The organism is Paenibacillus sp. 1781tsa1, assembly GCF_024159265.1.
In the GTDB taxonomy this organism is placed as follows: domain Bacteria; phylum Bacillota; class Bacilli; order Paenibacillales; family Paenibacillaceae; genus Paenibacillus.
Window position 1 is genome coordinate 1,351,920 of the sequence record NZ_JAMYWY010000001.1, and the last position, 12,655, is coordinate 1,364,574.

At 48.4% G+C, this 12,655-nt stretch carries 6 protein-coding genes; 5 read left to right on the forward strand and 1 reads right to left on the reverse strand.

Annotation, left to right across the window (positions count from 1 at the left end):
* The first annotated feature begins 200 nt into the window (after nt 1–200).
* The 4 genes from NKT06_RS05915 to NKT06_RS05930 all read left to right on the forward strand — a co-directional run bounded on the left by NKT06_RS05915 (nt 201) and on the right by NKT06_RS05930 (nt 9,840).
* Entirely contained in the window at nt 201–1,916 is a 1,716-nt protein-coding gene (locus NKT06_RS05915) for a methyl-accepting chemotaxis protein (RefSeq protein WP_253442406.1), read from the forward strand.
* Between the two features lie 301 nt (nt 1,917–2,217).
* Nucleotides 2,218–5,211: a glycoside hydrolase family 9 protein gene (locus NKT06_RS05920; protein ID WP_253442408.1), complete on the forward strand. Its 2,994-nt coding sequence runs from the start codon at nt 2,218–2,220 to the stop codon at nt 5,209–5,211.
* Nucleotides 5,212–5,304: 93 nt separating this feature from the next.
* Nucleotides 5,305–8,580: a glycoside hydrolase family 48 protein gene (locus NKT06_RS05925; RefSeq protein ID WP_253431257.1), complete on the forward strand. Its 3,276-nt coding sequence runs from the start codon at nt 5,305–5,307 to the stop codon at nt 8,578–8,580.
* 465 nt (nt 8,581–9,045) lie between these two features.
* A complete protein-coding gene (locus NKT06_RS05930) occupies nt 9,046–9,840 on the forward strand; it encodes a C40 family peptidase (protein ID WP_253431260.1) in 795 nt (264 codons plus the stop codon).
* A gap of 129 nt (nt 9,841–9,969) precedes the next feature.
* Here the strand turns inward: NKT06_RS05930 and NKT06_RS05935 are convergent, their stop codons facing one another.
* A complete protein-coding gene (locus NKT06_RS05935; RefSeq protein ID WP_253431263.1) occupies nt 9,970–10,878 on the reverse strand; it encodes an ArsR/SmtB family transcription factor in 909 nt (302 codons plus the stop codon).
* A 179-nt stretch (nt 10,879–11,057) separates the two neighbouring features.
* Between NKT06_RS05935 and arfA the strand changes: the two genes are divergently transcribed.
* Entirely contained in the window at nt 11,058–12,563 is a 1,506-nt protein-coding gene (arfA, locus tag NKT06_RS05940) for an arabinosylfuranosidase ArfA (protein ID WP_253431266.1), read from the forward strand.
* Nucleotides 12,564–12,655 lie beyond the last annotated feature (92 nt).

Below are 12,655 nucleotides of genomic sequence, written 5' to 3' on the forward strand. Positions count from 1 at the left end.
TTCAAGAAAGAAGTCTCGTATCTCTGGTTCTGCCAAAGATGGGAGACTTCTTTTGCGTTATCCTCGAAGTTACATGAAATTTGCAGAAATTGAATTCTGACATCTACAATTCATGACTAGAGGTGACGATATATTATTCATATGCATTAGTTTATGCGCTAAGTTGAGGAGTGGGGAATGTGGAAGACACGCGGGGGAATATGTTGGGGAAATTGAGGTTAACGATTCGAGGCAAGTTATTGACTGGTTTTCTGGCAGTTGTAATTCTGCTGGTTTTTGTAAGCGTCTATGCATTAGTCCAGATTCATAGTATGTCTGGCAAGGCGAATGAGGTGGATCAGACTTGGATGCCGAGTGTGAGCTTGCTGGGTAAGATGAATGGTGATATCTCCGATGTAGAGCGTTTGGCGCTTGCCATCATCGTTGAACAGAACGAAGATGAATCGGCCAAGATGAACGAAGCGCTACAGTTGCTGCTTACCAAGATTGAAGATGAGCGTAAACAGTTGCAAGCGTTAATTGCAAACAACGAAGCAGCGCTTAAGCTCTATAATGATTTTAGTACGAATTATGATGCTTATGTAGCGAAAATGCCGGCATTTATCGAATTTGGTTTGAACAACAATTATGATGAGTCTAGCCGTCTACACACGGAGGCTTATCCACTGTGGTACACAGCAAATGACTCTATCACCAAGTTAATTAATTTGGGCAATGAAGGATCGGATGCTGCAACAAATGAGTCCGTTTCGCTTGCAGAAAATACATTTAATGTGATTTTGGCCGTGACAATTTTTGCCTTTCTGGTTGCGATGTTCATTGCTTTCTTCATTGCTAGCATCATCTCACGTCCAATCAAAAAGATGAATGAAGCTGCTATGGCAATAGCAAGTGGTGATCTGACAGGTGAGAAAATTGTACTGAAGAATAAGGATGAATTAGGCACGCTGGCTAATTCCTTTAATACCATGTCGGGTAATCTGCGCGAAATGATTGAATCGGTATCGATGACTTCCGAACAGGTAGCCGCTTCATCGGAGGAGCTTCTTGCAAGTGCAGAGCAGAATACCCAAGCTTCGGAGCAGATCTCCCAAACGGTGGAAGAATTGGCTGTAGGTACGTCTGATCAAGTCGATATTGTGAAGCGTTCTTCACAGGCGATGAATGAGATGGCTCTCGGGTCGGAGCAAATAGCTGAGCTTGCCCAAAGTGTATCCGTATCTGCTGTGGATGCGGCGAATCAATCTTCAGAAGGAAACATGATTATTCAGCAAGCGGTTGAACAGATGGGTTCTGTTCGAAATTCCATTGCTTCACTTACAGAATTGGTGACAGGTCTGGGGGAACGTTCAGCAGAGATTGGAACCATTACCGAGGTAATCAACAACATTGCCCGGCAGACCAATCTGCTTGCATTGAATGCAGCCATTGAAGCCGCACGAGCAGGAGAGCATGGACGTGGTTTTGCTGTCGTTGCAGGAGAAGTGCGTAAGCTTGCTGAGGAATCTTCCACATCTGCGCAACGAATTACGGATCTTGTTCAATTGATTCAGAAAGATACCGATCATGCGGTTCAGGCAGTCAAAGTGAACAGCAGTGAGACGGAAGCAGGAATCGAGATGGTTACTGCGGCAGGACAAGCGTTCGAGCAGATCTCCGATGCGGTTAACAAAGTAGCGGGTGAAATTCAAGAAGTATCCGCTGGTTCAGAGGAAATGTCGGCGAGTACGACTGAGGTTGTAGGATATGTAAGTCAGATCTCCAACATCGCCGGAGAGGCAGCGGGCGGGGTACATAATGTATCTGCCGCAACTCAACAGCAGTTGGCTTCCATGGAAGAGATCGCATCATCCGCAGGTTCATTATCCAAAATGGCTGAAGAACTGCAGGAGCAGATTAACAAGTTCAAAGTGTAACAGACGGAATGGTCAGAATACCATTTGATTTGTGGTACTGATTATAGCAAGGACGAAAGGCTGTTTCTCTAACGCATATAAGTGTTAGAGAAACAGCTTTTTTTGTCGTTTGACGCAGAGCAGGTCACAACAATGTTATTTCAGAAGTCACCAACGCTTATATAGCTAGTAAAACAAACGGCTATAATGGTAATTAATGGTGGAACTTACACTGAAATACACCATGGGGAGGAGCGATATAAACTTGTAGTTCAGAGTTCTGCATACGGAATATTCATGAAGAGGAGATGAATAGTTGAACATGAAGGGGAGCTGGTGGAGACGAGTCACTATGATCGCGTTATCGGCAGGACTACTGGCAGGGAGTTTATCGATGGGCACAGGAATTCCTAAGGCGGATGCGGCCGCCGGAGATCAGAACTATGCTGAAGCACTGCAAAAAGCCATTTATTTCTATGAGGCACAGCGTTCGGGTCCGTTGCCAGCGAGTAATCGGGTCGAATGGCGCGGTAATTCGGGCATGCAGGATGGCGCGGATGTAGGCGTTGATCTAACCGGAGGATGGTATGATGCCGGGGATCATGTGAAATTCGGCTTTCCGATGGCTGCTTCCGCTACGATGCTCGCCTGGTCTGTCGTGGAATACAGCGACGGATATGAACAGGCCGGACAACTGGAGGAGATTAAGGATAATATCCGGTGGGCGACCGACTATTTTATGAAAGCGCATACGAAACCAAATGAATTATGGGGACAAGTCGGGGCAGGCAATACCGACCATGCCTGGTGGGGGCCCGCAGAAGTTATGCAGATGAACCGTCCGTCGTTTAAGATTGACGCTTCCTGCCCGGGAAGTGATCTGGCGGCAGAAACGGCTGCAGCGCTGGCAGCGTCGTCAATTGTATTTGCAGATGATGATCCGGCATATTCGGCCAGACTGCTCCAACATGCGAAAGAGCTGTACAACTTTGCAGATACGTATCGCGGGGAATACACCGATTGTATCACGGATGCCGCAGCGTTCTATAACTCGTGGACAGGATATGAAGACGAGCTGGCATGGGGCGGAGCATGGTTATATTTAGCCACTAATGATAGCGCTTACTTGTCCAAAGCCATTGCAGCTACGGACCGTTGGTCTTCCAGCGGAGGCTCAGCCAATTGGCCGTATACCTGGACACAAGGTTGGGACAGTAAACATTATGGTGCCCAGATCCTGCTTGCCCGGATTACATCCAGTTTGAACATGCCGGAGGCCACGAGATTTATTCAGTCGACTGAACGCAATCTGGATTACTGGACAGTTGGAGTTAATGGGACACGAGTCAAGTATACGCCAGGAGGTCTTGCGTGGCTGGATCAATGGGGCTCGCTCCGATATGCAGCGAATGCAGCCTTTATTTCTTTCGTATACTCCGACTGGGTCAGTGATCCTGTGAAAAAATCAAGATATGAGGATTTCGCTGTCTCGCAGATGAATTATATTCTGGGTGATAATCCGCGTCAGAGCAGTTATGTGGTCGGATACGGGCAAAATGCACCCCAACATCCGCATCATCGAACCGCTCATGGTTCGTGGCTGAATAACGAGGATACCCCGGCTAACCATCGCCACATTCTGTATGGTGCTATGGTTGGCGGACCAGATGCATCAGATGGATATACCGATGATATCGGAGATTATGTGAGCAATGAGGTGGCAACCGATTACAATGCCGGTTTTACCGGAGCACTGGCGAAGATGAATCTATTATTTGGTCAGAATCATCAGCCCCTTGCGAACTTTCCTGCACCTGAGGTCAAGGGTGATGAGTTCTTTGTGGAAGCTTCCATCAAATCATCCGGTTCCAATTATACGGAAATCCGGGCACAGCTTAATAATCGTTCTGCTTGGCCTGCCCGAATGGGAGATCAACTGTCTTTTAAATATTTCCTGGATTTGAGTGAAGTGTATGCTGCCGGACGTACGGTATCGGACGTTCAAGTGACAACCTCCTATACGGAGGGGGCGACGGTATCCCAACCGGTTGTGGTGGATGCAGCCCAGCATATCTATGCCGTTACGGCGAATTTTGGTAATACGAAGATCTATCCAGGTGGGGAAGGGAATTACCGCAAAGAAGTACAGTTCCGCATTACAGGCCCGCAGGGTGCATGGAACGCAAGCAATGATCATTCGTTCCAGACGCTGACTACAGGCAATCCTGTGAAGAGCATATACCTTCCAGTCTATGATGCAGGGGTGAAGGTGTATGGACAGGAGCCTGGTGTTACACCAGTCACGGTTCCAGGCGCACCTGCTGGCGTGCAGGCTGTAGCGGGAAGCAGTCAGGTGAACCTGACCTGGGCCGCTGGTTCCGGGGCCGAATCGTATACGGTGAAGCGTTCCGAGGTGAGTGGAGGACCATATACCACTGTCGCGACGGGTGTGAATGGATTGACCTATACGAACACGGGACTGACCAACGGGACGGCTTATTATTATGTAGTGACTGCTGTGAATTCAGCAGGGGAATCATCGAATTCTGTAGAGGTGTCGGCTACACCGCAAGCAGCTTCAACGGTGCCGGGAGCACTGACTTTAAGTGGGACAGTTGGCAATGCACAGACGGTCCTGACCTGGACAGCAGCCTCGGGCGCTACTAGCTATAAGGTACAACGTTCGGTGGCAGGCGGAACATACGCGGATGTGGCAACCGGATTGTCCGTGTTGACTTACACTGACACGACTGCGCTGAATGGCACCACGTACAATTACCGGATTGCAGCCGTGAATGCGAACGGGCAGACGCTGTCCAACGTCCTGGCACTGACGCCTTCTGCACCTCCAGTGACGACCGCTACACTCGAAGTGCAGTACCGCAGTGGAGGGGCCGGGAATTCAAGTAATGCGGTAACTCCGCAGTTCAACGTGAAGAATACCGGAACACAAGCGATTGATCTCAGTACCGTGAAGATCCGGTATTATTTCACCAAGGATGGTACGGATGATATGACGTTCTGGTGTGATTATGCTCAGATGGGCACGGCCAATGTTCAAGGAACATTTGTCGCAGTGAATCCGGCGAAGGGGACAGCTGACACGTATCTGGAGATCAGTTTCAAGTCCGGAGCAGGCAGTTTGGCCGCTGGAGCAGAGACCGGCGTGATCCAGACACGCTTTTCCAAAAATAACTGGAGCAATTTCGATCAAAGTAATGACTATTCCTATGATGCTTCCAAGACGGCCTTTGCCGCATGGAACAAGGTAACCGGGTATCAGGGAACCAACAAAGTATGGGGCTTGGAGCCGTAACTGCTGAATGTCATAAGTCGAAGAGCAGCATGGTCAGACCAAAAGCAACAGCGTTTATATTTAATTTCCACTATTCCAGGGAGGTATATATTCATGTTGAAATCAGCTGCGAAAAAAAGTTTAACAGCCATGCTGGCGGGAACTGTCATGTTAACCGGGTACACCGGACTGTGGGCAGGGCCACAGACGGCTCATGCCGCAGATCAGGCCATCGAGATTCAGTCCGACAGCATCAATGAAGCCCGGTTTTTGCAATTGTATGAACAGTTGAAAGATCCGGCAAACGGATATTTCTCGCCAGAGGGTCTACCTTATCATTCCATTGAGACCCTGCTGAGTGAGGCCCCGGATTATGGTCATATGACGACGTCCGAGGCATACAGTTACTGGCTATGGCTAGAGACCATGTATGGTCACTATACGGGAGATTGGTCCCAGCTGGAAGCGGCATGGGACAGTATGGAAAAATTCATTATCCCGGTCAACGAAGGTGACGGCAAGGAAGAGCAGCCTACGATGAGCTCATACAACCCGAACAGCCCTGCTACGTATGCAGGGGAAAAACCTTTCCCTGATCAATATCCATCGCAACTTAATGGTCAATATGCAGCGGGTAAAGACCCGATTGATGCTGAACTGAAGGCCACCTATGGTAACAATCAGACCTATCTCATGCACTGGCTGGTGGATGTAGATAACTGGTATGGGTATGGCAACCTGTTGAATCCATCCCATACGGCTACCTATGTGAACACGTTCCAGCGTGGGGAGCAGGAGTCTGTGTGGGAAGCCATTCCGCATCCATCCCAGGATGATAAATCCTTTGGTAAGGCTAACGAAGGCTTCATGAGTTTGTTCACAAAGGAAAATCAGACACCATCAGCGCAATGGCGCTACACCAACGCAACGGATGCCGATGCACGTGCTGTACAGGTACTGTATTGGGCGAAGGAGATGGGATACAACAATCCGGAATATCTGGATAAAGCGAAGAAGATGGGGGACTATCTGCGCTATGGCATGTACGATAAATACTTCCAGAAAATTGGAAGTGCAAAGAACGGTACACCAACGCCGGGTACAGGCAAAGATTCCAACATGTATCTCATGGCTTGGTATACGTCATGGGGCGGTGGTTTGGGTCAAGGTGGGGATTGGGCTTGGCGCATTGGAGCGAGCCATACCCATCAGGCTTATCAGAATCCGGTCGCGGCATATGCCTTGTCTGATCCGGCAGGTGGCTTGATTCCGAAATCAGCAACAGCGAAGGCAGATTGGAATGCTACACTGAAACGTCAGTTGGAATTTTACACTTGGCTACAATCCCATGAAGGAGCTATCGGCGGGGGAGCAACGAACAGTATCGGGGGTTCCTATGGGGCTTATCCGGCAGGAACAAGTACATTCTATGACATGGCCTATCAAGAAGCACCAGTGTATCGTGACCCGGATTCCAACACCTGGTTTGGATTCCAGGCATGGCCGCTGGAGCGTGTAGCCGAGATGTATTATATTCTTGCGGAGAGCGGTGATTTGACCTCTGAGAACTTCCAGATGGCCAAGAAAGTGATCACGAAATGGATTGACTGGTCCAAGGATTATGTATTTGTAGGTGAGCGCCCGGTGACGGATGCGCAAGGCTATTATCTGAATGCGGCTGGACAGCGCATTTTGGGTGGAACTAATGTTCAGGTAGCGACAACGCCGGCTCCGGGAGAGTTCTGGATTCCGGGTGGTCAGGAGTGGCAGGGTCAACCGGACAAATGGAACGGATTCAGTTCGTTTACGGAAAATCCGAACTTCCGTGTAACGACCAAAGATCCAGTGCAGGACACAGGAGTTCTGGGAAGTTACGTTAAAGCTCTGACCTTCTTCGCAGCGGGAACACAGGCAGAGAACGGCACACTTAGCGCGGAAGGCCAAGAGGCCAAGGATTTGGCTGAGGCTTTGTTGGATACAGCCTGGGATTACAATGATGGTGTGGGGATTGTCACGGAAGAAGAACGTAAAGACTACTTCCGCTTCTTTGCCAAAGAGATCTATATCCCGGCGAACTGGTCCGGAACCTTTGGTCAAGGCAACACGATTCCAGGTACAGCAGGTGTACCTTCTGATCCAGCGAAAGGTGGCAATGGCGTATACATTGGATACTCCGATCTGCGTCCGGCCATCAAGCAAGATCCGGCATGGGCTTACCTGGATAATCTGTACAAAACATCATATAACCCGACCACGAAGCAGTGGGAAAACGGTGCACCTACCTTTACGTATCACCGGTTCTGGTCACAGGTGGATATGGCTACAGCGTATGGCGAGTATGATCGTCTCCTCGGGGATTCCGATAGTCCGGAAGTGGAAGTACCCGCCGCTCCTGCTGGCGTAACAGCAACTGGAGGAAGTGAGCAAGTGGTTCTGAATTGGAACGCAGCCGCTGGTGCAGCCTCGTATACTGTGAAACGTGCAGAAGTGAACGGTGGTCCTTATACGCCTGTAGCAACAGGGGTCACAGGATCAACATTCACGGATACAGGTTTGACCAACGGTACAACGTATTATTATGTCGTCACTGCGGTGAATGCCGTAGGTGAGTCTGCACCGTCGGCACAGGCATCTGCAACACCACTCGCAGGTACCGTTGTGCCAGGCACATTCAACCTTACTGGAACGGCTGGCAATGCCCAGGCAGTACTGACATGGACAGCATCGACTGGAGCAGCAAGTTATAAGGTGCAGCGTTCGGTAGGCACCGGGGCATATGCTGATCTGGCAACGGGGTTGACTGCACTGACGTATACCGATGCTACAGCGGTGAATGGTACGGCATATAATTACCGAATCGTAGCCGTGAATACGAGTGGTCAGACGAATTCGAATGTATTGGTGTTGACACCATTAGCCCCTCCAGTCACAACGGGAACACTTGAAGTGCAATATCGCCATGGTGGTTCAGGGACTTCAGGCAATGCGATCACTCCACAGTTCAATGTGAAGAATACGGGCACAACTGCTGTAGACTTGAGCAAAGTAAAGGTCCGGTATTATTTCACGAAGGATAGTGCGGCTGATCTGACTTTCTGGTGTGATTATGCACAGATTGGCAGCGGTAACGTGGAAGGGCATTTTGTTTCGATAGATCCGGCCAAGGGCACGGCAGATACCTATCTGGAGATTGGATTCAAATCGGGTGCTGGCAGTTTGGCTGCGGGTGCCGAGACGGGAATTATTCAGGGACGTTTCTCGAAAAACAACTGGACGAATTTTGATCTAACGAATGATTATTCCTTTGATTCCACCCAAACGGCCTTCAGTGCCTGGACGAAAGTGACAGCTTATCAGGACGGCACGAAGGTATGGGGGATTGAACCTTAATCAGTAGACAGCTGCTTAACCAGTTGTAGGATCATTAAGGACATGAGAAATACAGATTAAGCCGGGGAGAAATCCCTGGCTTTTCTTTTTTTTATACTAATCCTTCAAATGGGTAACGGTAATTAGAAAATGAACCATAGTAATGTTTACCATATTTGCGATTTTAAACATTAAAATCTAGTTCATATGACGCATGTCCTGGATGAGATTTGACCTAACTCTTGTATCGCGGAAAAATGAAGCATATCAAATAGTTACAATAATTTAACCTTTGTAAAAGAAGGAATCAACAGTGCTTTTTGCCAATAGAGGATGGACAGACCCTGATACTTAGTGCTCAAGTGCGCCTGCATCAATACAGGACTTTTGACTGATGAACGTTATGGATAGCCCGTTTACAATGGGGCAAGCCGGGGAGAAGCAAGCCAGGTTAAAATTCTGTAACATCAGGGGGAACTCGACATCATGAATTGGAAGAAAACGATTATTACGGCAAGTGTCACAGCATCGATGCTGATGGGAAGTCTGACGACAGGAGCACTAACGGCACAGGTATCGGCAGCTGCTGTTGAGAATTCACAAGTAAAAGTAATTTGGGGCGTAAACCTACGCACAACACCTTCTTCTTCTGCGAAAGTTGTTCGCTTGGTCGCTAAAGGGGAAACGGTAACGGTGCTTAAGCAATCCGGTTCGAATTGGTATAAAGTTAAGGATTCTGCTAATCGGACAGGCTACATATCTTCTTCATCCAAATACACACAAGCGGTAAGTGGCGGTACAAGCGGGTCGGGTTCGAATAGCGGCACATCGGAAACCGGCAATGCGTCTGTGGAAAAAGTCATTGCGGCGGGCATGAAATATTGGGGTACACCTTATGAGTTCGGAGCGAGTCGTAACAGCACAGCTACGTTTGACTGTTCCAGCTTTGTACGTCAGGCTTTCATCGATGCACTGGGCATCAAGCTTCCAGCCGATTCTCGTAAACAGGGAGACTATGTAAAAGCTAAGGGTGCGGTTCAGACCAACTGGAAGAACCTGAAGCGCGGTGACCTGATGTACTTCATGTCGTATAAAGGGAGCTCCGCATCATCGTATTCCAGTGTTAATAAATCCAGCGCAAGAATTACTCACACAGGGATTTACCTGGGCGACGGCAAGGTATTACATACGTATTCCAATGCTGGCGGTGGTGTAACGATTAGTGATATCTCCGGCAAACATTGGGAGTACCGCTTCCTGTTTGGTGGCAGTGCGCTGTAAGTTGCAACAGGAACCTTCTTAGAACTTCTGCGATATTTTGCAGATGTTCATATGTATATTAAACACCTTCCATTTTGCCTCTGAGGGCGAGTGGAAGGTGTTTTTGTGTTTTCTATTTAGCTGAAGAATTCAATCCTGATAGTACAGTCGGAACAGGATATCCTGATTGTAGTTTCCGAATCCCTCACCATACAAGGTAAGCCCGCCTACATGCTGGGCATCTTCCTCCACCGAAAGACGAAGAGTCCACTGGTTGCGTTCCACGGGGATATCCGCGAGAGTGATTTCGGATAGATGTTGTCCGTCAATAAATGTACCTTCATTCGTAATTCGCAGTACCTTGAGCATGCCATATTGATTGACACTGTCGCTCCACCATTCCGGGGTGAACATGCCGCGTCCGTTGCCTGAGTCTCCAGGGCTTGTCCATTCCCCCAGTCGGATGCCATTAAGCATAAATGTAATATCCGAGGGCCAATTCGGATTAACGGATGGGGCTTCTGATCCGATCTCCAGGGACAATTCAATGGCGTTGATCTGCTGCCCGGATAAGATATAGTTTGGAATTTTGTATTCCACAAATCCACGGCCAAACCACAGAATATGGGCATGCATTCGTTCGGGGTCGAGGAAATAGCGAGGGTCATCGTACTGTCCAATGACCTGCGTGGACGTAGCCAGGCCACACGTCGGATAGACGTCAAAATGAGTATAGTGTCCCACGGGTACAGAAACCTCGTGCAGCTTGCGGGCTGTGCCACTTTCCTGCGGCATGGAGATGCCAATCCAGTCTACAGCAAGGCTGTTCATTTTATGCGTGCCACCGTCTTTGCGTATCATTTTGGACTGAATAATACCCACATCCTGAAGTTTGCGGACATGCATGGTCACGATGGCACTACTCAGACCCAATGAAGCAGCGAGGTCTTTCACATTCATGGGTGTCTCTGCAACAAGGCGGATAATCTGTAAACGTACTTCACTGGCAAGTGCTTCATATAAGGGAAGCCATTCGGCATCGGTATTTGCTCTGATCACAGTTGTTCCTCCATTTTGTCTGTATAGAATTAAGTTAAACATAAATCCAATAAAAAGGATAACATTTTGCAAAATTCAGGTTGAAATTAAGGCTATAATCGATTTTAATATAAATATGAACGTTGATCCATAGAATATCAATTAATTTTTATATTAATCTTAGGGAGTTGAAATTCATTATGGAAAAAGCAAAAATGACGGTAGATAAAGATTTTACTATTGGTGTAGTGGATAAGCGCTTGTACGGATCATTTATTGAGCATCTGGGACGTGCCGTATACGGTGGAATATACGAACCGGGGCATCCGTCAGCGAACGAACAGGGTTTCCGCACGGATGTGCTGGAGATGGTCAAGGAGTTGAACGTACCGATTGTACGTTATCCAGGAGGTAATTTTGTATCCGGTTACAATTGGGAAGATTCGGTTGGACCTGTGTCAGAACGCAAACGCAGACTGGAACTGGCTTGGAGAACAATTGAGACCAATGAATTTGGCTTCAACGAATTCGTGGACTGGGCGAAACAGGCCAATTCCGAAGTCATGATGGCCGTTAATCTGGGAACACGGGGCGCTGATGCAGCACGCAATATTGTAGAGTACAGCAATCATCCGGAAGGTTCGTATTATAGTGATCTTCGCATCAAGCATGGATACAAGCAGCCACACGCGATCAAAACATGGTGTCTGGGCAACGAGATGGATGGGCCTTGGCAGATCGGTCACAAAACGGCAGAAGAGTATGGACGTGCAGCTGTTGAAGCGGCAAAAGTCATGAAGTGGACGGACCCGACCATTGAACTGGTAGCCTGCGGAAGTTCGAATCTGAATATGCCATCCTTCCCGGATTGGGAAGCAACCGTGCTGGATCATACGTATGATCATGTGGAGTATCTGTCCCTGCATCAATACTATGGTAATCAGGAGCAGGATACGCCGACCTTCCTGGCACGCTCGCTTGAAATGGATCGTTTTATCGATACCGTGAAGGCGACCTGTGATTATATCAAAGCAAAGAAACGCAGCAAGAAGACGATGTTCCTGTCCTTTGACGAGTGGAATGTATGGTATCACTCTCATGAAAGTGACTCCAAAATGGACCCGTGGCAGATTGCTCCACCACAACTGGAGGATATCTATAACCACGAGGATGCGCTGCTTGTTGGTTGTATGTTGATCAGTATGCTCAAACATGCGGATCGGGTTAAAATGGCATGTCTGGCACAACTCGTTAACGTTATTGCGCCGATCATGACAGAGACGGGCGGTGGTTCGTGGAGACAGACGATCTTCTATCCATTCATGCATACATCCCTGTTCGGACGTGGAACAGCATTGGTGCCATTGATCCAGTCTCCGAAATACGATACCAAACAAATCACAGATGTTCCTTATCTGGAGGGTATTGCGGTTCATAACGAAGAGCAGGGTGAAGTGACTGTATTCGCAGTCAACCGTCATCTGGAAGAATCGCTTCCGCTCGAAGTGGATCTGCGCAGTTTTGGGAAGTGCAGCTTGATCGAGCATATCGTGCTGGAAAGTGATGACCTCAAAGCATCGAATACAGCCGCACAACCGAACCGCGTTGCTCCTCATAATCGAGGGGGTGCAGTTGTATCAGATACCCTGATTACAGCGAGTTTGGCGAAAGCATCATGGAACGTGATCCGATTGAAAGTACAGTAAGAGATTAGGAAAAAGGAGAGGCATGGGAACCTCATTGCAGGCTGGACGTCCGAGAGGGATGCCTGCGGGTTAGCTTGCTTCATGTATCAAAA